This is a genomic window from Pseudoalteromonas sp. NZS11_1 (assembly GCF_015864275.1).
Taxonomy (GTDB): Bacteria; Pseudomonadota; Gammaproteobacteria; order Enterobacterales; family Alteromonadaceae; genus Pseudoalteromonas; species Pseudoalteromonas arctica.
Window position 1 is genome coordinate 1 of the sequence record NZ_JADYXK010000010.1, and the last position, 26,023, is coordinate 26,023.

At 39.0% G+C, this 26,023-nt stretch carries 25 protein-coding genes; 15 read left to right on the forward strand and 10 right to left on the reverse strand.

The features are described 5' to 3' along the window. Nucleotides 1–362: 362 nt before the first annotated feature. Nucleotides 363–1,373 (reverse strand): alcohol dehydrogenase AdhP, encoded by a 1,011-nt coding sequence (gene adhP / locus I6F44_RS09155; RefSeq protein ID WP_197173638.1) that lies wholly within the window; start codon nucleotides 1,371–1,373, stop codon nucleotides 363–365. Nucleotides 1,374–1,601: 228 nt separating this feature from the next. Here adhP and I6F44_RS09160 point away from each other — a divergent pair, with 228 nt between their 5' ends. After that, nucleotides 1,602–2,147 carry a GbsR/MarR family transcriptional regulator gene (locus I6F44_RS09160; protein WP_010552940.1) on the forward strand — a complete coding sequence of 182 codons (546 nt, stop codon included), beginning with the start codon at nucleotides 1,602–1,604 and terminating at the stop codon, nucleotides 2,145–2,147. A gap of 40 nt (nucleotides 2,148–2,187) precedes the next feature. Here the strand turns inward: I6F44_RS09160 and I6F44_RS09165 are convergent, their stop codons facing one another. Beyond that, a complete protein-coding gene (locus I6F44_RS09165; RefSeq protein ID WP_197173639.1) occupies nucleotides 2,188–3,204 on the reverse strand; it encodes a lytic murein transglycosylase in 1,017 nt (338 codons plus the stop codon). Beyond that, on the reverse strand, nucleotides 3,197–3,478 hold the full coding sequence (locus I6F44_RS09170) for a YcgL domain-containing protein (protein WP_007583270.1): 282 nt from the start codon (nucleotides 3,476–3,478) through the stop codon (nucleotides 3,197–3,199). Before I6F44_RS09170 ends, I6F44_RS09165 begins: the two co-directional genes overlap by 8 nt. A 155-nt stretch (nucleotides 3,479–3,633) precedes the next feature. Between I6F44_RS09170 and minC the strand changes: the two genes are divergently transcribed. The 3 genes from minC to minE are packed head-to-tail and all read left to right on the forward strand — an operon-like array spanning nucleotide 3,634 to nucleotide 5,418. Further along, on the forward strand, nucleotides 3,634–4,338 hold the full coding sequence (minC, locus tag I6F44_RS09175) for a septum site-determining protein MinC (protein ID WP_007583271.1): 705 nt from the start codon (nucleotides 3,634–3,636) through the stop codon (nucleotides 4,336–4,338). 5 nt (nucleotides 4,339–4,343) lie between these two features. Further along, nucleotides 4,344–5,153 carry a septum site-determining protein MinD gene (minD, locus tag I6F44_RS09180; protein ID WP_007583272.1) on the forward strand — a complete coding sequence of 270 codons (810 nt, stop codon included), beginning with the start codon at nucleotides 4,344–4,346 and terminating at the stop codon, nucleotides 5,151–5,153. 1 nt (nucleotide 5,154) lies between these two features. After that, entirely contained in the window at nucleotides 5,155–5,418 is a 264-nt protein-coding gene (minE, locus tag I6F44_RS09185; RefSeq protein WP_004334706.1) for a cell division topological specificity factor MinE, read from the forward strand. A 152-nt stretch (nucleotides 5,419–5,570) separates the two neighbouring features. Here minE and rnd read toward each other — a convergent pair whose 3' ends face one another. The 3 genes from rnd to I6F44_RS09200 all read right to left on the reverse strand — a co-directional run bounded on the left by rnd (nucleotide 5,571) and on the right by I6F44_RS09200 (nucleotide 9,372). Continuing rightward, nucleotides 5,571–6,701 (reverse strand): ribonuclease D, encoded by a 1,131-nt coding sequence (gene rnd / locus I6F44_RS09190; protein ID WP_197173640.1) that lies wholly within the window; start codon nucleotides 6,699–6,701, stop codon nucleotides 5,571–5,573. A 51-nt stretch (nucleotides 6,702–6,752) separates the two neighbouring features. Then, nucleotides 6,753–8,405, reverse strand: coding sequence for a long-chain-fatty-acid--CoA ligase FadD (gene fadD / locus I6F44_RS09195; protein ID WP_007580629.1), 1,653 nt, complete (start codon nucleotides 8,403–8,405; stop codon nucleotides 6,753–6,755). Nucleotides 8,406–8,520: 115 nt separating this feature from the next. Continuing rightward, nucleotides 8,521–9,372 (reverse strand): alpha/beta hydrolase, encoded by an 852-nt coding sequence (locus tag I6F44_RS09200; RefSeq protein ID WP_197173641.1) that lies wholly within the window; start codon nucleotides 9,370–9,372, stop codon nucleotides 8,521–8,523. 414 nt (nucleotides 9,373–9,786) lie between these two features. Here I6F44_RS09200 and I6F44_RS09205 point away from each other — a divergent pair, with 414 nt between their 5' ends. Beyond that, on the forward strand, nucleotides 9,787–11,076 hold the full coding sequence (locus tag I6F44_RS09205) for an alkaline phosphatase (protein ID WP_007580632.1): 1,290 nt from the start codon (nucleotides 9,787–9,789) through the stop codon (nucleotides 11,074–11,076). 257 nt (nucleotides 11,077–11,333) lie between these two features. Here I6F44_RS09205 and I6F44_RS09210 read toward each other — a convergent pair whose 3' ends face one another. From I6F44_RS09210 to I6F44_RS09220, 3 genes are all read right to left on the reverse strand, one after another. Continuing rightward, nucleotides 11,334–11,663 carry a hypothetical protein gene (locus tag I6F44_RS09210; RefSeq protein WP_007580633.1) on the reverse strand — a complete coding sequence of 110 codons (330 nt, stop codon included), beginning with the start codon at nucleotides 11,661–11,663 and terminating at the stop codon, nucleotides 11,334–11,336. Nucleotides 11,664–11,731: 68 nt separating this feature from the next. Further along, nucleotides 11,732–12,433, reverse strand: coding sequence for a tRNA (adenosine(37)-N6)-threonylcarbamoyltransferase complex dimerization subunit type 1 TsaB (tsaB, locus tag I6F44_RS09215; RefSeq protein WP_197173642.1), 702 nt, complete (start codon nucleotides 12,431–12,433; stop codon nucleotides 11,732–11,734). 9 nt (nucleotides 12,434–12,442) lie between these two features. Beyond that, entirely contained in the window at nucleotides 12,443–14,359 is a 1,917-nt protein-coding gene (locus tag I6F44_RS09220; RefSeq protein WP_101163490.1) for an ATP-dependent DNA helicase, read from the reverse strand. A gap of 332 nt (nucleotides 14,360–14,691) precedes the next feature. Here I6F44_RS09220 and I6F44_RS09225 point away from each other — a divergent pair, with 332 nt between their 5' ends. Further along, nucleotides 14,692–15,975 carry a cation:proton antiporter gene (locus I6F44_RS09225; RefSeq protein ID WP_010552946.1) on the forward strand — a complete coding sequence of 428 codons (1,284 nt, stop codon included), beginning with the start codon at nucleotides 14,692–14,694 and terminating at the stop codon, nucleotides 15,973–15,975. A 283-nt stretch (nucleotides 15,976–16,258) separates the two neighbouring features. Continuing rightward, nucleotides 16,259–18,115 (forward strand): cytochrome c/FTR1 family iron permease, encoded by a 1,857-nt coding sequence (locus I6F44_RS09230; RefSeq protein ID WP_197173684.1) that lies wholly within the window; start codon nucleotides 16,259–16,261, stop codon nucleotides 18,113–18,115. A gap of 112 nt (nucleotides 18,116–18,227) precedes the next feature. Here I6F44_RS09230 and I6F44_RS09235 read toward each other — a convergent pair whose 3' ends face one another. Then, the gene (locus I6F44_RS09235; RefSeq protein WP_007580641.1) at nucleotides 18,228–18,464 is read right to left on the reverse strand and encodes a hypothetical protein; all 237 of its coding nucleotides are present in this window, start codon (nucleotides 18,462–18,464) and stop codon (nucleotides 18,228–18,230) included. Between the two features lie 419 nt (nucleotides 18,465–18,883). Between I6F44_RS09235 and hisG the strand changes: the two genes are divergently transcribed. The 8 genes from hisG to hisIE are packed head-to-tail and all read left to right on the forward strand — an operon-like array spanning nucleotide 18,884 to nucleotide 25,968. Further along, nucleotides 18,884–19,783 (forward strand): ATP phosphoribosyltransferase, encoded by a 900-nt coding sequence (hisG, locus tag I6F44_RS09240; RefSeq protein WP_007580644.1) that lies wholly within the window; start codon nucleotides 18,884–18,886, stop codon nucleotides 19,781–19,783. A gap of 5 nt (nucleotides 19,784–19,788) precedes the next feature. After that, nucleotides 19,789–21,090: a histidinol dehydrogenase gene (gene hisD, locus I6F44_RS09245; RefSeq protein WP_007580646.1), complete on the forward strand. Its 1,302-nt coding sequence runs from the start codon at nucleotides 19,789–19,791 to the stop codon at nucleotides 21,088–21,090. Further along, a complete protein-coding gene (gene hisC, locus I6F44_RS09250) occupies nucleotides 21,080–22,189 on the forward strand; it encodes a histidinol-phosphate transaminase (RefSeq protein ID WP_197173643.1) in 1,110 nt (369 codons plus the stop codon). Before hisD ends, hisC begins: the two co-directional genes overlap by 11 nt. Next, on the forward strand, nucleotides 22,186–23,247 hold the full coding sequence (gene hisB / locus I6F44_RS09255) for a bifunctional histidinol-phosphatase/imidazoleglycerol-phosphate dehydratase HisB (RefSeq protein ID WP_007580650.1): 1,062 nt from the start codon (nucleotides 22,186–22,188) through the stop codon (nucleotides 23,245–23,247). The genes hisC and hisB overlap by 4 nt, the downstream gene beginning before the upstream one ends. After that, the gene (hisH, locus tag I6F44_RS09260; protein WP_002960265.1) at nucleotides 23,244–23,834 is read left to right on the forward strand and encodes an imidazole glycerol phosphate synthase subunit HisH; all 591 of its coding nucleotides are present in this window, start codon (nucleotides 23,244–23,246) and stop codon (nucleotides 23,832–23,834) included. The genes hisB and hisH overlap by 4 nt, the downstream gene beginning before the upstream one ends. 33 nt (nucleotides 23,835–23,867) lie before the next feature. After that, a complete protein-coding gene (locus I6F44_RS09265) occupies nucleotides 23,868–24,602 on the forward strand; it encodes a 1-(5-phosphoribosyl)-5-[(5-phosphoribosylamino)methylideneamino] imidazole-4-carboxamide isomerase (protein WP_010552951.1) in 735 nt (244 codons plus the stop codon). Further along, entirely contained in the window at nucleotides 24,584–25,363 is a 780-nt protein-coding gene (gene hisF, locus I6F44_RS09270; RefSeq protein WP_007580654.1) for an imidazole glycerol phosphate synthase subunit HisF, read from the forward strand. The genes I6F44_RS09265 and hisF overlap by 19 nt, the downstream gene beginning before the upstream one ends. Continuing rightward, nucleotides 25,354–25,968 (forward strand): bifunctional phosphoribosyl-AMP cyclohydrolase/phosphoribosyl-ATP diphosphatase HisIE, encoded by a 615-nt coding sequence (gene hisIE / locus I6F44_RS09275; protein WP_197173644.1) that lies wholly within the window; start codon nucleotides 25,354–25,356, stop codon nucleotides 25,966–25,968. The genes hisF and hisIE overlap by 10 nt, the downstream gene beginning before the upstream one ends. Nucleotides 25,969–26,023: the final 55 nt, after the last annotated feature.

Here is a 26,023-nt window from a genome sequence, read left to right on the forward strand (position 1 = left end):
AAGTAATAATCTTCACTAAAAGACCGTATATATGACAGCAAACCTGTCCCTGCTATCGTTGAATGACACCTTGCAATACTGGAGGAGACCATATATGAACTCTGGATAATAAATCTATCTCAAGCAGCTATTTTCAGCGCTCACTACGTTGAATTTACTTGCAATAGGCCAGCTATTGACGCGTAAATTCGCCTTGTTTTCACTGAAAATCTCTGGCTAGAGAAAATAAATTTAAACATCACTATAATTCAATACGTTGGTAAATCTCTTAACCAGAGCTCAGGTTAGTTAAATACTTAAAAAGCACGGTATTCTAATTTAGAAGCCGTGCTTTTTTGTGTTTGATCAACGCTTAATCTAAATTAAATAGTAACCACTATGCGACCGTTAATTTCACCTTTGAGCATATCATCAAAAATTTCGTTAATGTCCTCTAAGCGTTTTTCTTCAATAATTGCTTTTACTTTACCTTGAGCGGCAAATTCCAAGCATTCTTGCAAATCTTTACGTGTACCAACAATAGAGCCCACTACTGACACGCCATTAAGCACAGTATCAAAAATAGGAAGCGGCATATCCTCTGGAGGTAATCCCACTAATACACATTTACCACCACGGCGTACACTTTTATAAGCTTGTTCAAACCCAGCTTTAGATACCGCAGTACACACAACGCCATGCGCGCCACCTACTTGTTCAAAAATAGCTTCGCTAGGAACAACTTCTTTAAAATCGAGGGTAATATCTGCGCCTAGCTCTTTAGCAAGCGCGAGTTTTTCTTTACCTGTATCAACAGCTATTACATTAAAACCCATTGCTTTAGCGTACTGTACTGCTAAATGACCAAGCCCGCCTACACCAACAATAGCAACCCACTCCCCAGGTTTAGCACCGGATACTTTTAATGCTTTATAGGTTGTAACACCTGCACAAAATAATGGAGCAGCTTCAGAAAAGCCTAATCCCTCAGGTATTTTTACAACGTAATCACCGTGAGCCAAACAATATTCTGCATAACTACCATCAATAGAATAGCCAGTATTATGCTGCGATAAACACAGTGTTTCTTTGCCATCTAGGCAAAACTCACAGTGCCCACATGCACTATAGAGCCAAGGAATACCCACTCTATCGCCAACTTCTAAGTGCTTAATGTTGCTTCCAACTTTATCAATAACACCAACTCCTTCATGCCCTGGAACTAATGGCATTTTTGGCTTTACCGGCCAATCACCATGACAGGCATGTAAATCGGTGTGGCAAACGCCACAAGCGGCTATTTTTACTAAAACATCGTTTATTCCAACCTCAGGAATTGGCAGATCTGTTATTTGTAATTTACCTTTGTATTCATTATTAATTGCAGCTTTCATAGTCATTCCATCGTATGTGAAAAAATTAAAAATAAGGATTTATAAAAAATTAAAAATAAGGATTTATTTACGTATTTTTGTGTACAACATATCCCAATATAGATGTATAAATATTAATCTAAATCATACTTTAGTCGTTAAAATCAATTTATAAAATGGCTAAGAACTTGCTATCCAAAATGAGCGTGCTAGCATTTACTTTCTGAAATTACTGAAAGTTACTAAGCTATGAGTTTATCCGAAAAGAATTTTGCCTTTGTAATGCATTGTGGAGAGATGGGCAGCCGCTGGGGATTCAATCGTACGATTGGGCAAATGTGTGGTTTGCTGATTATTACTAAAAATCCTATGACAGCCAATGAGATTGCAGATGCGCTTAGTATTTCTCGCGGTAATGTAAGCATGGGTATTAAAGAGTTGCAATCGTGGCAATTAATTAAAGTGCAGCATATTCCTGGCGATCGAAAAGAGTACTACGCCCCTGCTGGCGATATTTGGGATATGGCTAATCGCGTATTTGAAGAACGTAAAAAGCGCGAAATTGAGCCCACCTTAACATTACTACGCGATAATTTATTAGACGAAGCCAGTAACGACGATGAGCTTTATGCACAAAAACAAATGGGTGAAATTCACAACCTGCTTGAAACCGTCACTAAATGGTCATCAGAGCTGCAACGTTTAACGCCAGAGCAACTTAATAAGCTGATGAAGCTAGGTTCTGGAATTGGTAAAGTTATTGACTTAAAAGATAAGATATTCAAAAAAGAATAAAGCCGCAATTGCGGCTTTATTTATAGGTATATTTTAATAATTAGATTTTTGGATAACCAATTCTATCCGACAAGTAACCTACGCTAGTAGCAAAGTAATACGAGCGATTCCAATGCATAAACACTTTGTAGTTATCGTACGCTAAGTACATACGGCCATTTATATCATCAGGCATAACCAGCGCAGCACGTACGTCTACATTAGGTAAATCAGAGCCATCAGCTTTACGAACACCCAGTGCTTGCCAATCAGCTAATGAGCGCTCAGAATCATTCCAATATTCTAGCCACTGCTTGCGCGTTTTTGTACCACGCACTAAAACGTATTTACTATCAAAGTTTTCAGGTAACTGTACTTGGCGACCCCACGTAAGAGAGTCGTTCCAGCCTTCTTGCTTTAAATAGTTAGCAATTGAAGCAAAAGCATCTTCCTTTGTGGTCCAAATATCTTTACGGCCATCATTATTGTAATCAACCGCGTAAGCATTAAATGAAGTTGGCATAAATTGCGTTTGACCCATTGCGCCTGCCCAAGAGCCTTTAAATTTATCAAGCGTGATATGGCCCGATTTTAAAATATCCAGTGCAGCCCAAAGTTGGCGTTTATAAAGCGCTTCTCTGCGTCCATCAAAAGCAAGTGTAACAAGTGACGAAATAACATTATGGCCACCTTGAATGGCGCCAAAGTTACTTTCAAGTCCCCACAATGCCACTATAAAGCGTGCTTGTACGCCAAACTCTTTAGCAACTTTTTCAAGTACATCTTTGTTTTCTGTATAAAGCTTGCGGGCGCGGTCTATTTTCCACTGAGGTACGCGTTTTGGTAAATACGTTTCAAGGGTTTCTTTTACTTCTGGCTGGTTTTTATCAGCCGAAACCACTTTTTCTTTATATGTTGCTGTTGCAAAAGCATCATCAATAAGTTTTGCTTCATAGCCTTTTGAGATGGCTTCTTGCTTTAAATTTGCTAAATAATCTTGAAATTCGGCCTGTGTTTTTGCCATCACAGATGAGCTTAAACATACACCACATAATATAACGATAAGTTTTTTAATCACTATCAACTCCATTTTCTTTTCGTAACTGACTTAGCAAATTTTGTTCCGGTGGAGGAAGTTGTAAATAATAACCCTGATCACTTAGTGCACCTTTTACTGCTTCTAAATCAGACCCACCTAAATGCTCACGTTTTGCTAAGTTGATGATCATCACATAAAGAGGTTGACCAAACATAGCCATTAAAGGTTCCGGAACTTTGTCAAAATCATCTCTTTTTTCAACAAATAAGAACGTATCCGCTTTTTTCTTACTTTTATATACTGCAGTGAGCATTATGACCCTATAAATTCTTGCTTAACAATGCCGCACACTATAACATGAGAGTAATAATAAGTTAGAAAAATTAGATTAGAAATTTCAATAAAGGCCCTATTCAGCCTACGTTTATCTAAAATTAATTTCTAATCAGACAATTCAATTGAGCGTGTATGTCGGACCAAATTTTTGAGTTAAAAGGGAATCTTTTTACGTTATCAGTTTTGCATCTTTATAGTACTGATATAAACCTTTTAGCAGAACAACTATATATAAAAATAGCCCAGGCCCCTAAGTTTTTTGAGGGTGCTCCTATTGTTGTTAATTTAATTGAAATTAAAAACAGTTCACTTGATTTTGTACACTTAAAGTCATTAATCGAGCGTATGAGCTTTAACGCTGTTGGTGTATGTAATGGCTCAGATGAGCAACATACACAAGCTAAAGCTGCTGGCTTATCTGTTTTGAATTATTCACAAGACGTTAAGAGCGAACCTGTTAAACAAGAGGCTAATACGTCGATTGTAGAAAAAACAGTGCATTTACCAGCGCAAATTATTAGCGGTACAGTTCGCTCTGGACAACAAGTGTATGCAAAAGATAGAGATTTGATAGTACTTGGCGCGGTTAGTCATGGTGCTGAAGTTATTGCCGATGGAAATGTGCATATTTATGGCACGCTACGCGGTCGCGCTATTGCAGGCGCAAAAGGTTTTAAAGAAGCACACATTTTTTGCCAAAAACTTGAGGCCGAGCTGGTTTCAATAGATGGTAACTACTGGATCAGTGATTCACTACAAGGTGAACATTGGGGAAATGCAGTGCAAATACAACAAAAAGACGAATCATTAGAAATTTCAGCTTTGGTTAAAGGATAAATCTCATGGCAAAAGTAATTGTCGTTACCTCAGGTAAAGGCGGTGTTGGTAAAACAACATCAAGTGCTGCAATTGGCACAGGCTTAGCGTTAAAAGGCTATAAAACAGTTATTATCGACTTTGATATTGGTTTACGTAACTTAGATTTAATTATGGGTTGTGAACGCCGTGTTGTTTATGACTTTGTAAACGTAATTAATGGTGAGGCAAACCTTAACCAAGCGCTTATTAAAGATAAACGTGTAGATAAATTATTTTTACTACCCGCTTCACAAACTCGTGATAAAGACGCATTAACTCGTGAAGGTGTTGAACGCGTATTAAACGAATTAAAAGAAGACTTTGATTACATTGTGTGTGATTCACCAGCAGGCATTGAAGCTGGCGCTATGATGGCAATGTACTTTGCTGACGAAGCAATCGTGACAACAAATCCAGAAGTGTCGTCAGTTCGAGATTCAGATCGTATTTTAGGTATTTTACACAGCAAATCAAAACGTGCTGAAGAAGGCCTAGAAAACATTAAAGAACACTTACTATTAACACGCTATAATCCTAGTCGTGTTGAAAAAGGTGAAATGCTATCGGTAGAAGATGTGCAAGATATTCTGTCAATCCCACTATTAGGTGTTATTCCTGAATCGCAAGCGGTATTAAGTGCTTCAAACTCAGGCCAACCTGTTATATTGGATACAGAATCTGATGCAGGCCAAGCTTATTCTGATGCAATTAACCGCTTACTAGGTGAAACCGTCGATTTTCGCTTCTTAGACGTTGAGAAAAAAGGCTTATTTAAACGGATTTTTGGAGGTTAACGTGTCTTTACTTGACTACTTCCGCTCAGAAAAGAAAAACAGTGCGTCACTAGCAAAAGAGCGATTGCAGATCATTGTCGCGCACGAGCGTTCTCAACGAGGAACGCCGGATTACTTACCACAATTAAAACAAGACATTTTAGATGTGATCCGTAAATACGTGAACGTAAGTACCGATGCAGTTCAGGTTCAGTTTGATCAGAACGAAGACGATTTAGCCGTACTTGAGCTAAACGTTACACTACCTGATGAAGAAAAGAAGTAATTGAAGAAAGGGCGCTTTATAAGCGCCCTCTTTATTTTCGCAATAACTTTCTAAATATCTACGTTTTAATCCCCTTTGTGCAACTAAAACTTTTAACTATGTAACACAAAAACTATAGATAAGTATTACACAGTTAAAGAAAATATTTAGTCTTAAGTATCCCATTCTTTTAAAGCGTCTTTAACGTAGGTATATCGCCAAGAGCTAAGTAAATCAGGCTTTATATGACTCTTTTTTTGCTCATTAGTTAGCTTCCAATTCCAACTAATCAGTTGATTGACTTGCTTTTTAGAGGCCATAACATCTTCTGGTATATTGTGCTCTTTAGCTACTTTAGTGATCTTTTGTTTTATATCTTTTGCTACTTTTTTATAAGTAGGAAAATCAATTAAGCGCTTAAGTACATCAGGGTGCTGAGCATCTGGAACTTCTTTAGCAACTTCAATACACTTTATTATATCGACACCAGAGCGATTAACTTCAATAGCTTCAACTCCTGGAATTTGACGTAGAGCGTTTAAACTTGAAGGACCACGTTTGGCAATTTCAGTCATGTTATGTTCTTTTAACACAAAATTAAGCGCCAAATTTTTCTTGATAGCTTTATTTCTTCGCCATACAGCAAGCTCTTTTAACACCGCTAGTTCGTGCGGTTTAAGTTGCCATGCATTTTTAATATCTTTATACAAAAGCTCGTCAGGTGTTTGAAATGCACGTTTGTTGGCAATCAATTCACTTTCGTTTATTACAATGTCAAAGAAGCCAGCGGCATTAATGCGATCGATAATCAGCTCAAAACACGGTAATAAGTAAAAAGTATCAGCAGCCGCGTAGTCTAATTGTTTTTTAGTTAACGGGCGTTGCAGCCAGTTAGTGCGTGACTCGCTTTTATCTATTTCAATACCTTGCAGCTCTTTTACCATAAGAGCAAAACCCATACAGTTACCTTCACCGAGTAGCTGCAACGCAAATTGTGTATCAAATAATGGGGCTGGGACAAAGCCTGCGTACTTTTGAAAAACTTCAATATCTTCTGAAGGAGAATGCAGTACTTTTAAAACTGCAGGATCTTTAAGTATTTCCCAAAAATCAAATAGTGAAAGTTCCGCTAATGGGTCAATAAGCGCTAAATGCTCACCATCAAAAACTTGGATAAGTGCAACTTCTGGATACAAAGTACGACGACGCATAAACTCAGTATCAATAGCTAAAATAGGTTTATTTTTTATTTGTTCAACAAAAGTGTTCAGTTGATTTTGGGTTTCGATCAATTGGTATTGCACTTAATCTCCTACAATAAAAAAGCCGACATATGTCGGCTTTTTTATAGGTTGCTAATCTTTCAAGGCTCTTCGGAGTATCTTACCTACGTTAGTCTTAGGTAACTCATCCCTAAACTCTACCAGCTTGGGGACCTTGTAATTAGTTAAATTATCACGACAGTGACTTATTATATCTTTTTCAGTTAAAGAAGGGTCTTTTTTCACAACAAAAACTTTAACTTGTTCACCACTTACATCGTGAGGAATACCGATAGCAGCTACTTCAAGCACACCTTCGTGCATAGCCACTACTTCTTCAATCTCATTAGGGAAAACATTAAAGCCAGATACGATGATCATGTCTTTTTTACGATCTACAATAAAGAAGAAACCTTCGTCATCATAAGTCGCAATATCACCTGTAGCAAACCAGCCGTCCTTTAAACATTCAGCGGTTGCATCTGGTCGTTTGTAATAGCCAACCATTACTTGCGGGCCTTTAACACAAAGCTCGCCAGGTTCACCTTTAGCGGCTTCTTCGCCGTTATCTAAAACCAATTTAATATCAGTGTTAGGCGCAGGTAAACCAATAGAGCCATTATATGCTTTCAAATCAAAAGGACTAATAGTAACTAAAGGAGAACATTCTGTAAGGCCATAACCTTCCATTAATTTTGAGCCAGTCACTTTTTGCCATTTTTCAGCAACAGGACGTTGAACGGCCATACCGCCACCTAAAGACATTTTTAAATGACTAAAATCAAGTTCAGCAAAACCTGGTGTGTTTAATAAACCATTAAATAATGTATTAACACCGGTAATAGCTGTGAAATTATGTTGACCCAGCTCTTTAACAAACCCAGGCATATCTCGTGGGTTTGTAATTAATATATTTAAACCACCGTACTTCATAAATGTTAGGCAGTTAGCTGTTAAGGCAAATATATGATAAAGCGGTAAAGCAGTAACAACCACTTCTTCACCACGGTTTAACACTTTGTCTAAACAACCTGAAACTTGTTCAAGGTTACCAACCATGTTGCCATGGCTCAGCATTGCCCCTTTAGATACACCTGTTGTGCCACCGGTGTACTGTAAAAATGCAAGATCAGACAAGCTCATTTCAGGGCGCGTATATTTAGCTTCATCTGCAGCTAAAACGTCTGAAAATTTAATTGTGTTAGGCAAGTTGAACTTTGGCACCATTTTTTTAATGTGCTTCACGACAAAGTTAACTACATGCTTTTTAAGCCCGCCAACCATATCGCCTACTTGCGTGACCACAATATGCTTAACATCAGTATGAGCAAGTGACTTTTCAAGTGTGTCAGCAAAGTTTGCTAGGATGAAAATAGCCGTAGTGTCAGAGTCTTTTAGCTGATGCTCTAATTCACGTACTGTGTAAAGTGGGTTAACATTTACAACCACACAACCTGCACGCAAAACACCTAAAATTGTGACTGGTGTTTGTAGTAAGTTAGGCATCATTACGGCAACTTTGTCGCCTTTTTTAAGACCCAAATCATTTTGAATATAGGAAGCAACTTTTTTTGTTGCTGTGTCTATTTCATCGTAAGACATCGTTTTACCCATATTCGTAAATGCAGGTAAATCGGTGTAGTCACTAAAACTTTTTTCGAACACTTCGAGTAACGAGTTGTAATGCTCAGGATCGATTGTTTCAGGCATACCCTCTGGGTAGCGCTTAAGCCAGATTTTTTCCACTCTTAGCCCCTGTTTATAATTATATTTTTATTAACCTTAATCTAAGTAAGGCGCTTTAACAATTGAGCAAATACTCTAATGCAGGAATAATCCCACATTTAACACAAACTTACAATTAACATGCACCATTTTGCAGCATAAAGTCTTGAATATGCTCAAAACATAGTTCACTGCTTTGCATGTGGCAATGATGCCCACCATCTACATTAATGACCTTCAAGCTATTGTAATAACTAATATACTTTGCCAAATTTTGTTTTACAAACGAATAACCTTCGTTACCTAAAATTAATTGACATGGTGCAATTAAATCTTTTATTGCACCAATACATTGCGCCTCATCAAACCTAAAACCTGAGTGATTTTTGAGCTTTGGATCTGTTGTTAGCGCAAAACCATCTAAAACCTGTTTTATATTTCGCTGCATTAATAGCGTAATAAGCTCGCTATCTAAATCGGTTGTTTGAGCGCGTGCTTCATAAATAAGTTCTTTCGATTTATAAATTCTCGACTTTTTATTTTTTAAACGCGCTCTATTTAGTACTGCACTTTTTAACTGTTCACACACACCTTCACTAGGGGTTGTAACACAACCAATTCCCTCAATAAAGGTAACAGACTTTACATAATCGCTAAAGCAGCTAGCAAAAAGACCTGCAACCATAGCCCCCATTGAATGACCTACTAAATGTACTTTTTTAACACCAAGCGCACTTATAAGTTGGTACACATCATCAATATAATCAATAAAATAATAGTGTGCATCATCACTTCGCCAAGACGATAAACCGTGCCCAACAAAGTCAATGCAGTACCAAGTGTGCTCTGGGTAAACGTTGTTTAACATTGGCATAAAGCTATGGCAGTTGTCTAACCACCCATGCAACGCTATGACTATTTCGTTCCCTGAACCTACTTTTAAGCCATGAATATTTAAATTATTTGTTTCAATATTAAATGGCTGCACGGTAAGTCCTTTATTAATTTAGAGCATCATTATTTATAGCATACAAGTTGTCAGACCACTAACTTAGAAAATGGTGCCAAATTCACAATTTAATTATCTTTGTGATGTCAAAAAAAGCAAAGAATGAAAATCAAACTCAATATTTTCAATAACTTAAAAATGGAGTAATAAGCAAAGTTTTTTTAACATATTAATTTTGAGTACCTTTTAAACAAATAAAAGGTGAGAGCACCATATATAGATAGCTTATAACTAGTATAATTTAAATAAATAGAACTAACAGCGTTAACTACAATTCTATGTATATAAAATCAAAGTATAAATTATAAATATCTCAGATATTCATTTATTTATCATCCTATCTGTATACAATATCAGCGGCTATTAAATAAGGTACACTCATAAGGTACAACCATGAAAAAACAGATCAGCTTATTGGCACTTTTATGCACCGCTTCTGGTGCTTACGCAGAATCAGCACCTAAAAATGTAATTTATATGATTGGTGACGGCATGGGTCCGGCTTACACCACGGCTTATCGCTATTTTAAAGATGACCCTGCAACAAAAGAAGTAGAAGGCACGGTTTTTGACACTATTTTAAAAGGCATGGCTCATACCTACCCTGACGACCATACTTATGTAACAGACAGTGCTGCGGGTGCTACAGCGCTTAGTAGCGGTCATAAAAGTTATAATGGCGCAGTTGCTGTAGATACAGACAAGAAACCAGTTAAAACTATGCTTGAAATAGCAAAAGAGCGTGGTATGACAACAGCGCTTGTTGTAACGTCACAAATAAACCATGCAACACCTGCTAGCTTTACAGCTCACAATGAATCTCGTTACAACTACGATGATATTGCTAACGATTATATTGATAATAAGATTGCTGGTAAATTACCCGTTGATTTAATGCTAGGTGGCGGTACTAAATATTTTATTCGTGATGACCGGAATTTAGTTGAAGAATTTAAAGCGGCAGGTTACCAATACGGTGACGATATTAATAATCTGGGCCAAATTACACAAATACCTGCCATAGGTTTGTATGCAAGCAAAGGCCTGCCATTTGCACTTGATATAAACCCAACTCGCCTTACTCAGTTAACATCTAAAGCGCTTGGTTTACTAGATAACCAGAACGAAGAAGGCTTTTTTGTGATGATTGAGGGCAGCCAAATTGATTGGTGTGGTCACTCTAACGATATAGCCTGTGCGATGGCTGAAATGGACGACTTTGCTAAATCAATCGAAAAAGCAAAAGCGTACGTTGATAAAAATAAAGACACGATACTTGTAGTTACAGCCGATCACTCAACGGGCGGTTTAACTATTGGTTCGCACGGCCAATTTAAATGGGAAACAGACGTAATTAAAGGTGTTAAGGCAACGGCTAGTAAGTTAACAGACAAACTTATGGAGTCTAAAGACTTAAAACCAGTATGGACTGCTAACACCAATATTGAATTTACAACCGAAAACCAAATCAAACTAGAGCAAGCTAAAAAAATGGGCGAAAAAGCGCTTAATTTAGCTGTTAAAAGTATTATTAGTGATGCGAGCTTTACTGGCTGGACAACCGGCGGACACACCGCTGTAGACGTTCAAGTATTTGCCTATGGCAAAGGCAGTGAGCAATTTATTGGCTCACAAAATAATACTGATATTGCCGATAAGCTAATTGGCTTTATTGAACAGTAATACCAATCCGCAATAATACTTAATCAATTTGAGGGGTTAAATCTGACGTTAACTACGTTAAAAATTTCTGATATAGAACAACTAAATAACGAAATTTTTGCCTTGTTATCGACACGATTTTCTTCCCTCAAAATAGATCACTTAATTAAGCGAATTGGTATAATTTCACCTCGTTTTTAACACAAAAAGCCCGAACACATGTTCGGGCTTTTTATTGAATTTTATCGCTGTATTTATCTAAAACGTTTGAATGAGCTTTAAGCGTATATATCAACGCCTATTAAATTTTGTACTTCGGCTCTGCGTTCTAAATTGGCAAATTCAGTATAAGTAGAAATCGCTTTACTTACTTGAGCTGTCGGTTGGTCGTAAATTGTTTGGCTGTATTCATTGCTTTTAGCACTGCTTTTAAACAGTTGATTAGCCAGTTCGACGCCCTCGACACTGCTTTTTACATAATCGGTATTCGTTTTTTGAGCAGCCGGCTGGTCTAATAAACTCTGTGGTTTATTAGTAACAACTTTAGTAGGGCTAACCCTACCCGGAATATCTCCGGTAAAAAAACCTGAACCAATAGGCAGCGTCATTACGCGTCTCCAACCTTAATATTGCATAAAATTATGATTTAAAAACAACCAATTTGCAAATAATATGATTACTCACGTCCTGGTAGCTTTTTCCACGTTACCGTATCGCGCACATATTTAGGTTGAGCGTCACTCGCTTTTACAACGTCACCCGCTAAAAACGCGGCTTCAACATGCGCTAACATATAACGCGCATCAGGCAATGTAATATCAGTATTAATTGTCACGTTTTCAAAGTCATTAAGCGCATCAGGATAGGTTTTAAAGCCCGTGCCTACCGCTACAGATTGCTCACTGGTCGTTATATAATCATTGTTTAGTAAATCAGGTTTTATAACGCATTCTTGGTTAACTAAAAGCATTAGATTATTTTGCGCTTGGTAATGTGCAAAGTATATCTCACCCATGCGTGCATCTATGCTTGGATAAACACTAAGACTACCGTTTTGTTCAAATGCTTGTTGCGCCATAATAGCCAAAGTAGACACACCTACAAGCGGCAAATTAGTTGAATACGCTAAACCTTGTGCTATTGCTACACTAATACGCACACCAGTAAAACTACCCGGGCCTTGCCCAAAACCAATGACATCTAAGTCTTTTAATTTACAGTTTGCTTTAGTTAATAGCTCATCCACAAGTGGAAGTATTTTTTGGCTATGTTGCTGCGGACATTCTTCAAAATGATGAAATGTTTGGCCCTGAAAATATAAAACAATTGAAAGTGCTTCAGTTGAAGCATCAAGGGCAAGAATATTACTTTTGATCATTTTATTACTCTAATTAATTTGTTTTAAAAATGTATTGGCATCTTCTAAGCTTCGCGTGCGGCGCATCGGCGGTAAGCTTTTTAAAAATACTTGGCCATATTGGCGTGTAACTAAGCGATTATCGCATATTACAAGTACGCCTTTGTCTTTACTATCTCGAATTAAACGCCCTACACCTTGTTTTAGCGCAATAACAGCCTGCGGTAATTGTATGTGTGAAAAAGGGTCTTTTCCCTGCATTTGGCAATCTTGCATTTTAGCTTGAAGCAATGGATCGTCAGGGGCTGCAAATGGCAATTTGTCTATAATAACACAGCTTAACGTGCTGCCGCGTACATCAACGCCTTCCCAAAAAGAAGCCGTGCCGAGTAATACCGCATTACCATGGCGGGTAAATTTCTCTAAAATAATACGCTTAGACATTTGCCCCTGCATATAAACTGGGTAGTCTATTTGTGTAGTGAGCCCTTCGGCAACTAAGTGCATCATTCGATAGCTCGTAAATAACACAAAACAACGCCCTTGCGCTGACTTTATAAGCTCAAGTGTTAATTTTACAATCGCATGCGGCATATTATCAGCGTGCGATTCAGGTAAGTAACGCGGTAAACACAGCAACGCCTGATTAGGGTAATCAAATGGGCTATCTACCATCATGCTTTGTTTTGGTTTTAAACCAAGGCTTGCATTAAAATGCTCTAGTTTGTTGTCGACCGAAAGTGTTGCTGAAGTAAATACAAAGCCTGCGCCCGTGTCTTGCATCATTTGAGCAAATTTAGCTGATACATTTAATGGCGTTATATTAATAGTTAAATAACGGCGCGTTGTTTCATACCAGTAACTAAAACCGGTTTGGGCTGTATCAAAAACCCGCTCTAACTGCCCTTTAAACGCAAGTGCACGCTCAAACGGGTGCTCAATTTTGTCGCTTCTATCTAGGCAAAGTTTAAGTACTTGATAAACAAAATCTAAATCACTAATGACGCGGTGAAGCGCCGCGCATATTTGTTTATCACTTAGCTTTTCTCGCCAATCGCCTCTACTGCCATCAACACCAAACTGTAATCGTAAATCAGCAACGCTTGTTTCAAGCTTATTTAAGCTTTTACCTAGCTGCAGCATATCGGGAATTTCGGCTCTATAAATAGCACGTAAATCATTAATTAAATCCACCAGCTTTTTAGTACTAATACTCTCACCAAAATAATCACTGGCAATTTCGCTTAACTGGTGGGCTTCATCAAATATATACGCGTCAGCTTTTGGCATAAGCTCAGCAAAGCCACTTTCTTTTACAGCCATGTCGGCAAAAAATAAATGGTGATTAATCACAACTACATCGGCATCGGCCGCAGTTAAACGTGCTTTGCGTATATAACAGCTTTGAAAATCTGGACACTCTTTACCTAAGCAATTATCGGCTGTTGAATTTACATAAGGCAGTACTTTCGCGTCATCTTCTATACCAATACAATCGGCTAAATCGCCTGACTGCGTTTCACTGGCAAACTTAGCCACCATCGCTAGTTGGTGCATTACGTCGGAGTCATCAGTAGGTACATGCGCAACATGCTGATTAAGTCGGTAGGTACATAAGTAATTGGCACGCCCTTTTAATAAGGCGGTTTTTTTAGAAGCACCAAGCGCTTTCACTAATTGAGGTAAATCGCGGTGGTATAACTGTTCTTGTAAGGCTTTAGAACCAGTCGATATTATCGTTCGGCCTTTTGATTTAAGTGCAGGGGCTAAATATGCAAATGTTTTACCAGTGCCCGTGCCTGCTTCAACAACTAATTGCGAACTGTTTTTTAATGCATCTGCAACAGCTACTGCCATATCAATTTGTGGTTGGCGAGGCGTATATCCATCTAACGATGACGCCAAAGGCCCGGTTGCACTAAACAGCTGTTTGATAATACCAATCACTTTAAAATAAATAATAGCGGGATTTTACGTAAGCAAAGCATTTAGGGCAAGTAATTACAAAATCGACTTTTATTTTATGATGCAACACACGTTTCAATAATGTGATTAACCACTAAAGTTTACAACAAACACTGTATTTATAACGTACATTTAATTTAATAATGACAATATTTACAAAGCCTAATTTCCTATTAACTCTTACTAAAAACAATCCTCATTAAAAGCTATATTTAGGCATAAATACTGTGACTCTCAAATATTACAGGAGTAACATATGCGGGTTTATAATCCTCCTTTTTGTGTGTCGTTTAAAAAATAGTTAAGGTTAATCAATGAATGCTTGGTACCTCATTTGTTTTCTCTCTGCAATTGCAATTTTTATAGCCTTTGCAAACCAGTACATCCTCAAAATGCAAACTACTATTGCCATTACTACCGGCTCTGTGGTTATTTCTTTATTACTGATTATTGCAGTAAAATTATTAGGCGATCAGAACGCATTAGCAATGACCCAAATTGTTTCCAGTATTGACTTTAACGAGTTACTACTTAAAGGCATGTTGGGGTTTTTACTTTATGCGGGTGCGCTCGAAATAAACCTACTTGCCCTGCGTAAGCAGCGGTGGGAAATTACTGCTCTAGTATTGTTTTCAACTATTGCTTCCACATTTATTGTGGGTTATTTAAGCTTTTATTTATTTTCAGTTTTTGGTTTTGATGTCCCTTTTATTTATTGTTTACTGTTTGGCGCGCTTATTAGCCCAACCGACCCTATCGCTGTACTTGCTATTATTAAACAAATGCGAGCGCCAGAAGGCATCTCAGTTCAAGTAGAAGGTGAGTCGCTATTTAACGATGGTATTGGTTTAGTTATATTTACCACTATATTTTCTGTTGCTTTTTATGGCACCGATGCACAATTTGGTGACATAGCAGAGCTATTCTTTGTTGATGCAATAGGAGGCATTGCGTTTGGTTTAGTCATTGCATTAGTTGGCCACTTTTTAATTATTAATAGCCGCGATGTAAATATTCGCTTATTAATTACCTTAACTATCCCAACAGCAGGTTTTGCAGCAGCAAATATTTGGGAAATATCTGGCGCACTTGCCATGGTAACCAGTGGCATATTAATGGGTAATATTACCCGCACTAAAGCAACCGAGCGTACGGGTCCCGAAGACACGCGCTACGTAAAAGATTTTTGGCATGCAACCGACAGTTTTCTAAATGCTCTACTGTTTTTAATAATAGGTATGCTAATAGTCACTATGCCAATCACGCTTGGAGAAATTGGTTTAGGCTTATTAATGGTACCTATTGTACTGCTAGCACGCTTTATAAGTGTAGGTGCACCATTTGTAATTTTTAAACGCTTTAGAACTTACGATAAACACAGTGTTAAAATTTTGACCTGGGGTGGACTACGTGGTGGACTTGCTCTGGCAATGGCGGCAGCAATCCCACGCGAGCAAGTTTTTGTAGGCGGTTCAGACCTACATAACCTAATCGTTATTGTTACTTACGTAGTGGTTATATTTTCTATTATTGTACAAGGCTTAACTATTTCGCCGCTTATTCAAAGCAGCATTAAGTCAGCTGAGCAAGCCAAGTAATAAATGCTTTGTCTGCAACACATTCAGTAACCAAGTTATTATAAAAACCACTTGGTTACTGTTACTCATGTGTTACAAAAACACTTTAAAGTTCTATAAATTGTTATCCTTTTTATTTATCTGCTTTGTTTAAATTAATCCGCTTGAAATGCAAATGAAAACAATTATAATTTTGACTTTTCCTCTACAGGGCTTTTCGATGTCCATAAATAATTCTCACGTGTTTTTAAATTTGGTGTCTCTGAGCAAACGACAATTTCAATGTTTTTTTATGCTTTTTATAATGGTCATGGCAAGCTTTAGTGTTTCAGCCTCGCCTAATGAGCAAACAAAAATAAAACAAATTGCACAGCTTGCAGAGTATGTAGGTGTTGATTACGTGGCAGCTGTTGGGAATGGTGAAATACTCGACCCCGACGAATATCAAGAAATGACTGAATTTTCGAACGTCATTATTGACCAAGCTGGGCAGCTATCAAGCCAAACAAATGAGTTTGATACAGTAAAGGCATACGCTAAAGCACTGCATACAGCGATTGCTAATAAAGCGAGTGTTGTAGATGTACGTGCAGCAAGCTCAGCACTTCGTGAGTCACTACTTACCTTTATGCCACAACTATCGTTACCTACATCGCTACTTCCTGTTGAGCAAACCAAAGCGCTTTTTGCTGCTAACTGTTCAATGTGTCACGGCCCAAGTGGTCAAGGCGACGGCCCGCTTGCAAAAAACTTATCACCAGAGCCTACCAACTTTAGCGATGAAGAGCGCGCAACCAACCGCTCATTAATGGGGTTATTTGACGCTGTAAGTAACGGCATTAACGACACACCAATGGTTGCCTTTACACAATTTAACGAACAACAACGTTGGTCTTTAGCTTTTTATGTAGGCAGCTTGGCATTTAAAGATGTTCAAAAACCACAAAATTTAGAGCAAAACATTACCGCTTCGCAGATTGTAAACCTAAACCCTGCACAATTATCGGCAGGTCAAAGTGAAACACAAGCACATTACGTTAAATGGCTTCGTGGTAATCCAGAGCAACTATTTACCGGTAAAAAGAATCCGATAACGGTTACTCGCACGCAGTTGCTTGCAGCGCAAGCCGCGCATGCTAAAGGCAATTACTCACAAGCAAGTGACTTAGCAATTAGTGCATACCTAGATGGCTTTGAGCTTGTTGAAAATAACTTAAATGCTTACGACGAAACTTTGCGTAAAAACATCGAAGTACAACTGATGAACCTGCGCCAAACATTTAAAAACGAGAAAGATGCAGCCATCGTTGGCGAAAAAGTAAGTGCAGCGCTAGCTCAACTCGCTAAAGCAGATAGCATGCTAAACGAAACTAAACTAACTGATGGTGCACTCCTCTCAGCAAGTTTGGTTATATTACTACGCGAAGGCCTAGAAGCACTTCTCGTTATTATTGCCCTTATGACTGTACTTATTAAAACTAAACGCAAAGATGCTCTAAAATATGTACATATTGGTTGGATAACAGCACTTATTGCTGGTGGTTTAACATGGGCTGCGGCGCAAACATTAATAGAAATAAGTGGTGCAAGTCGCGAAGTAATGGAAGGTGCTGGAGCATTGTTTGCCGCAGTAATTTTACTTTATGTTGGCGTATGGATGCACAGTAAAACCAGTGCGCAGCAATGGCAAAAATACATCAAAGACAATATAGATAAGCGTCTTGAGTCGGGTACATTATGGGGTTTAGCAGGGCTTTCTTTTATTGCCGTATACCGTGAAGTATTCGAAACAGTACTGTTCTATCAATCTTTATTAACGCAAAGCTCGCCTGCTCAATATTCATCTATTGCTTCGGGTTTTGCGATAGCTGTAGCAATACTGGCTATTATTACGTGGGTATTAATTAAGTACTCAATTAAATTACCGGTTGCTAAGTTTTTTGCAATTACCACTTACCTATTATTTGCACTCTCGTTTGTGCTTATGGGCAAAGCTGTTATTGCATTACAAGAGGCCGACATAATAGGTATTACGCCGCTACCAATGAGCTTTGATATTGCATGGCTTGGTATAAAGTCAACATGGCAAGGTATTGTGGCTCAAGTATGTGTGTTCGCTATATTTAGCTTTTATATATTTAAAAGCAAAAACCAAGAGTAATGCCAATCTGCTTAAAAGTTTAAGCTAATTGGCATAAGCAAAATACATAGTAAAAAGGCCCGCAAGGGCCTTTTTGAGTTGATTGCTTATGTATTTAGTAAAGTTGGTATTATCAAGCCCATGTATCTAAATGGGGGTTTTCGTCACCATCTAGGTTAGACTTTTTTTTATTATTTTGATCATCAAGCATATTGAGCTTTTTCTTTTTTTGTAACTCACGCCTTTTTTTATTCTCTAATTCAACTTTTTCAGCGGCAGCCCCACTTTGCACACCCGCAATATGAAAAGCACTTTTTGACTCAACTTCTAGCCTAGTTATTCTTCCTAAATAAGGGATCATAATATCCATAAGTACTTCCTTATTTTTTCATTTTATTCATTAACCACTTGGTTTGAGTGATAAACAACCAATTGTTGGCGAAAATTGCGCTTATTATCTTAATATTATCGACAGTTATAACATATGCTTTAATTAAGCTAAAAAAAACTTGCCATAATATAGCTGTTTATGTTTTTATGAATGCGAAATTTATTTAAACAGATAACAACTGCACGTTAACAAAACAACGGGCAGTTACATAGGATAAAAAATGCGCTTAAACCTGACAACAGTACATCATCACCACCATTCACCGGAATAACCTGTCAGGTCTTTCGCTGAGAGGTTATTCCTAAAAGGAACCTCTGGCGATTCAAATAACATTGATTCATTTTCGCCCTGAGGTTCCCCTCGGGGTTTTTAGTTTTTAAATTAAAGGAAAATGAATAATGAACAACAGTAATCGTCTACGTATCGCCATCCAAAAAGGCGGCCGCCTATCTAAAGATTGTCAAGATCTGCTTAAACAGTTAGGTGTTAAACTTAACCTTCGTGAACAACGCTTAATTGCACACTCAACTAATATGCCAATTGACGTACTACGTGTGCGCGATGACGATATTCCGGGTTTAGTAATGGACGGTGTATGTGACTTAGGCATAGTTGGCGAAAACGTACTTGTAGAAGTTCAAGCAGAACGTGAACGACAAGGTGTTCCAAGTGAAGTAACCAAACTTTCAAAACTAGACTTTGGTTACTGTCGTCTTGCACTTGCATGGCCACAAGAGCTTGGCGCTCGCGATAAGAGCTGGTTTGAAGGCAAACGTATTGCGACTACCTACCCAGAAATTTTAACTCAGTGGTTAAAGCGCGAAGGCATTAACGCAAGTACAGTGATGCTTACGGGTTCTGTTGAAGTAGCACCGCGTGCAGGTTTATCTGATGCAATTTGTGATTTAGTATCTACTGGCGCAACACTTGAAGCTAACGGCTTGATTCAAGGCGAAACAATTTTAGAATCAAACGCGTGTTTAATTCAAAATAAAGATCTTCAAGATGCTGACAAACTAGCACTAATCAATAAGCTTATGCCGCGCCTACGTGGTGTTAGACAAGCTAAAGAAAGCAAATACATCATGCTACACGCACCAAAAAACAAACTTGATGAAATTTGTGAAATTTTACCAGGTTCTGGTCAACCTACTCTACTTGCCCTTGCGGGTAACGATGAATACGTAGCACTTCACATGGTAAGCAGCGAAACATTATTTTGGGAAACAATGGAGCAGTTAAAAGCCTTAGGCGCTAACTCTATTTTAGTTATGCCAATTGAAAAAATGATGGAGTAAGTGCCATGCTTCGTTGGAATGAGGAATCTTCACAAGTACAAGCAGCGGCGCTAATGCGCCCTGCAGTTTCTGCCAGTGCCAAGGTTGAAGCTATATGTAAAACTATTTTAGCTAACGTAAAAGAGCAAGGCGATGAAGCCTTACTTAGTATGGCTAAAGAGTTTGATAATAGATCTAACCCTCGCTTATGTGTTCCGCTTGATGAAATTAACGCATCTGAGCAAGCACTAAGTGCAGAGCTTAAATACGCAATTGATACCGCTTATGCAAACGTTAAACGTTTTCACGAAGCACAATTGCCGAAAGATATTAAATTATCAACCCAACCAGGCGTTGTATGTGAACTGAAATATCAAGCCATCGAAGCAGTCGGTATTTATGTACCCGGTGGCAGTGCTCCACTGCCATCGTCGGTTATTATGCAGGGTGTATTAGCGCAGTTAAGCGGCGCAAAAACCGTTGTACTTGCTACACCAGTACAAGGTGATAAAGCGATTAACCCTGCTATTTTATATGCAGCTAAGTTATGTGGCATTACTACATTAATAGAAAGTGGTGGTGCAGGCGCAATTGCCGCAATGGCTTATGGTACCGAATCGGTTCCTAAAGTAAACAAAATATTTGGCCCAGGTAATAGCTTTGTAACAATGGCTAAACAGCTCGTTGCGCAAACTATTCCAGGTATGGCAATTGATATGCCAGCAGGTCCGTCTGAAGTACTTGTTATTGCAGATGAACGTGCAAACCCAGAATTTATAGCCGCCGATTTACTCTCACAAGCAGAGCACGGTGCAGACTCGCAAGTTATTTTATTATGTAACAGCGAAAGTATAATAGAACAAACTCAGCAGGCACTTACACGCCAGTTGGCTAATTTGAGTCGCAAAGAAACAGCCGAGCAAGCGCTCGCTAATTCATCGCTTATTTTAGTTGATTCAATTGAGCAAGCATTTGATGTATCGGCGCAATACGGACCAGAGCACTTAATTTTACAACTAGGCGATGCAACGCCATACCTAGATAAAGTTAAAAACGCAGGCTCAGTATTTGTAGGTGACTACACGCCAGAATCTGCAGGCGATTACGCATCGGGTACTAACCACGTGTTACCAACATATGGTTACAGTGCAACATACTCGAGCTTAAACTTGCTTGATTTTTTTCGTACATACACAGTGCAAACAATTACTAAAAGTGGTTTAACGCAGCTTTCAAAAGCAATTTTACCACTTGCAGATGCAGAAGGCCTTGATGCCCACGCTAATGCGGTTTCAATTCGTTTAGAGGCAATTAAAAATGAGCAATGAGAGCGCACAAGCGTCTAGCTTATTACCTAAAAATATTGCAGCCCTTGCTGCATACAGCTCTGCAAAAAGTGAAAAGCTAACCGGTACTACGTGGCTAAATGCTAACGAAAGCCCGTATGCTAAAAATCTTGAACTGAGTATTGAAGATTTAAATCGCTACCCCGATCCACAACCGCAACTGGTTATTGACAGGTACGCCACTTATACAGAGCTTGAAAGCGAAAATGTATTAATGACGCGCGGCGCAGATGAAGGCATTGAGCTTTTAGTGCGCACATACTGTGAAACAGCTAAAGATAGTATTGCGCTATTTTTACCAACCTACGGTATGTACAAAGTAACGGCCGATACACACAACGTTGGCATTAATGCGCTTACCCAAGAGTTATTACTAAATGGCAGTGTTGACGAAATAATCGCAGCTGTTGGCAGCTCAAAACTGGTGTTTATTTGTAACCCAAATAATCCAACGGGCAGCCTAACACCACTTGATAAAGTAAAAGCGATTGCTACAGCACTTGCGGGTTCTGCATTAGTTATTGTTGATGAAGCCTATATAGAGTTTTGCCCAGAGCAAAGCGCGACTAAGCTTATTAATGAGTTTAGTAATGTAGTGGTTTTGCGTACGCTTTCTAAAGCCTTTGCGCTAGCGGGCCTTAGAACCGGCTTTACCCTTGCACAAGCAGCAACTCTTGCGCCAATCCGCAAAGTCATTGCGCCGTATCCGGTATCTGGCGTAGTAGCAAGCATTGCAGCGCAAGCAATTACACCTGATGCAATTACATCAATGCGTCGCCAAGTGACTATTTTAAATAGCTTAAAAGCTAAATTAGTGGATTGGCTAAACGCCTCCCCTGCTGCATTAAAAATTCTCACTGGTGAAGGTAACTTTGTTACTTTAAAATTAGCCGATAAAAACTATTTTAAAATTGCACTTGAGCAAGGTTTGGTTATGCGCGCTTTTACGCTATACGGGGAAGACGACTGGCTACGAATTTCAATTGGCAGTGAACAAGAACTTGAACAAGTAAAAATTTGGTTAGATGGCTTACAAACGCCAGCTTCCACAGCATCTTTAGCAGGAAACGAAGTATCATGAGTAACCCCTATTTATTTATCGACCGCGACGGCACTATCATTGAAGAGCCAATTACCGACAAACAGGTAGATAGCCTTGAAAAGCTAGCATTTTTACCTGGTGTTATTCCTGCGTTATTACAATTACAAGCTGCAGGTTACCGTTTAGTTATGGTATCTAACCAAGATGGTTTGGGCACAGATAGCTTTCCTACTGCTGACTTTGATATTGCACAAGACAAAATGATGGACATAATGCAAAGCCAAGGCATTAGCTTTGACGAAGTATTAATTTGCCCTCACTTTAACGAGCAAAACTGCGATTGCCGTAAACCTAAAACAGGCTTACTTACCGAGCTTATGCGCTCAGGCAAAGTAGATTTAGCACGCTCTTTTGTTATTGGCGACCGTGAAACTGATATTGGCCTTGCTCAAAACCTATGTTGTGAAGGTATTTTATACGACGGTGATTGGAGTGCGATAGTGACTAAATTGACCACTGCAAACCGCGAAGGTCGTGTTACACGCAATACCAAAGAAACCCAAATTGATGTAGCCATAAACTTAGATCAAACTAAAAATGGCAGCATAGACACCGGACTTGGCTTTTTTGATCACATGCTTGATCAAATTCGCACGCACGCAAACATTGGTTTAAACATTAAAGCCAAAGGCGATTTACACATAGACGAGCACCACCTTGTTGAAGACATTGGTATTGCCTTAGGTGTCGCACTTAAACAAGCCCTAGGCACTAAATCGCAAATTGCACGCTATGGTTTTGCTCTTCCTATGGATGAGTGTAAAGCTGAAGCACAAATTGATTTATCGGGCCGTGCATCATTTGTATTAAACGCTAACTTTAGTCGCGAAAAAGCCGGCGATTTAGACGTACAAATGGTTGAGCACTTTTTCAAAAGCTTAAGTGATAACGCCGCTATTAGCCTTATTTTATCGGTAAGCGACGGTAACTGTCATCACCAAGTAGAAGGCTTATTTAAAGCGTTTTCACGTGCACTTCGCATGGCAGTAGCACAAGATACGACCCAACAAACAGCCAGCTCTAAGGGATGTTTATGATTGCCATAATTAATACCGGTTGTGCCAATATAAATTCAGTACGTTTTGCGTTTGAACGCTTAGGGCAAACACCAACAGTAATTACTTCACCAGAGCAATTAGCGGGTTTTGAGCGCGCTATATTGCCAGGTGTAGGTCATGCATCGGTTGCTATGAAACGCCTAGTAGATAACGGCTGGCAACAAGCTATAAATGAATACCAGCGCCCGCTTATGGGGATTTGTTTAGGCATGCAGTTACTGTGCGAAAGCACCGAAGAAGGTAACGTACAGTGCCTAGGTAAAATACCAGGGCAAGTAAAAGCGCTTGATGTAGGCAATTTAACGTCGCCGCATATGGGTTGGAATAACTTAAGCGTTAACAAAGAGCATGCACTAACTAAAGGGCTAACGCTTGATGAGCAAGTGTATTTTGTTCATAGCTTTGCGCACACCGTAAACGACGCCACACTTGTAAGCGGCGAATACGGTCAAACCTTTTCAGCCATTGTTGCTAAAGACAATTACGCAGGCATGCAATTTCACCCAGAGCGCAGCGCAAAAGTTGGCGCACGTTTATTACAAAATTTTGTTGATTGGCAGTTGTAAGCTGCCCATTAACTAACAAAAAAGAGATTATTTGTGATTATTCCAGCATTAGACGTATTACAAAATCAAATTGTGCGCTTGTATCAAGGTAAATACGACACAGCACAGTTTTACCCTTTCGAACTTGGCGCGCGTTTAAAAGAATACGCCGACAGCGGCGCAGGTAAACTGCACCTTGTTGATTTAGAAGGTGCACGCGATCCAAGTAAAAAACAGTGGAAACATATCCAAGCTGCAACCAAAGCACTTAATGTACCGTACCAAGTGGGCGGCGGTATCCGCTCAGAGCAAGATGTAAGTGATTGGCTAAAAGCCGGTGCAAACCAAGTTGTTATTGGTTCAATGGCAGTAGAAAAACGCGAACAAGTAAAAGCGTGGATTGAACAATTTGGCGCAGAGCATTTTGTAATTGCTCTTGATGTAAATAAAACAGCCACGGGCTGGGCACCTGCTACGCACGGTTGGTTAAGTGAATCTGAATTTGGTTTACTTGAGCTGGTAGATTTTTACGTGGGCTTAGGTGTTATTGACTTTTTATGCACGGACATCAGTAAAGATGGCACCATGACGGGTCCATCGTTTGAGCTTTACGAAGACTTAACTCGCCATAACAGCACAATTAAAGTGCAAGCCTCAGGGGGCGTAAGCTCACTTGACGACATTAAAAAGCTTAAAGAGCTAGGTGTCGGCGGCGTTATTTTAGGCAAGTCTCTGCTTGATGGCGCATTTAGCGTTGAGGAGGCATTGGCATGTTATCAAAACGCATAATTCCATGTTTAGACGTTAAAGACGGTCAAGTAGTTAAAGGCGTTAAGTTTAAAGGCCATGAAATAGTTGGCGATATTTTAACAATGGCTAAAGCCTACAGCGAAGCTGGCGCCGATGAACTGGTTTTTTACGAAATCAGTGCAAGCGTTGAAAAACGCCTACTTGATGTAAACTGGGTAGAGAGCATTGCACGCAATATCGATATTCCATTTTGTGTAGCTGGCGGTATTAAATCGGTCGCTGATGCAGCGCGTGTTTTAGAGCGCGGTGCTGACAAAATAAGTATTAACAGCCCTGCTATTGCACGCCCTGAACTTATTAAAGAATTACACGATGAGTTTGGTAAGCAATGTGTTGTTGTTGGCATAGACAGCTTTTTTGATGAAACGACCGGTGAATATTTAGTGTATCAATTAACTGGCGATCCTAATGCATCAAGCCGTACGCGTTATAAAACACAAGAATGGGTTAAACGTGTACAAGATTTAGGCGCAGGCGAAATTGTATTAAACTGTATGAACCAAGATGGCGTTCGTAACGGTTACGACAACGAGCAACTCAGTAAAATTCGCGAGCTATGTAACATTCCTTTAATCGCCTCTGGCGGTGCGGGTAGCATGCAAGATTTTGTTGATGTATTTAAACAAAGCAAAGTAGATGGTGCATTAGCCGCCAGCGTTTTTCATAAAAATGTGATTAACATTGGCGAACTAAAACAATTTTTAACAGATAACCAAGTGGCAGCAAGATTATGCAAATAACACAACAAAACCAAGCTCAAGTCGATTTCGCTAAAAGTGACATGATCCCTGCTATTATTCAAGATGCCCGCTCTGGTGTTATTTTAATGCAAGGCTTTATGAACAGCGAAGCACTAAACGTTACGCTTGAGAGTAATAAAGTGACATTTTACTCCCGCTCAAAATCGCGTTTATGGACTAAAGGCGAGTCATCAGAAAACTACTTAAACGTAGTATCTGTGCATACCGATTGTGACTACGATTCAATTTTAGTACTTGCCAACCCAGAAGGCCCAACGTGCCACTTAGGCACACAAAGCTGTTTTGGTGATGAAGCAAAACCAAGTTTAAGCTTTTTAGCACAGTTAGAAGATGTGATTGTAGCGCGTAAAAATGACGACCCTGAAAAAAGCTACACAGCGTCATTATTTGCAAAAGACTTAAGCCGTAGTTGTCAAAAAGTAGGTGAAGAAGGCGTAGAAGTTGCCCTTGCCGCTATGAAACACGATAACGATGAGCTAACAAACGAATCTGCTGATTTAATTTATCACCTGACTGTATTGCTACAACGCCAAGGCTTAGCCCTTGAAGATGTAGTTAAATGCTTGCAAGGTCGCCATAAATAGCACCTGCTAAAGCAAATTGAAAAAGGCTCATATTTATATGGGCCTTTTTATTTTT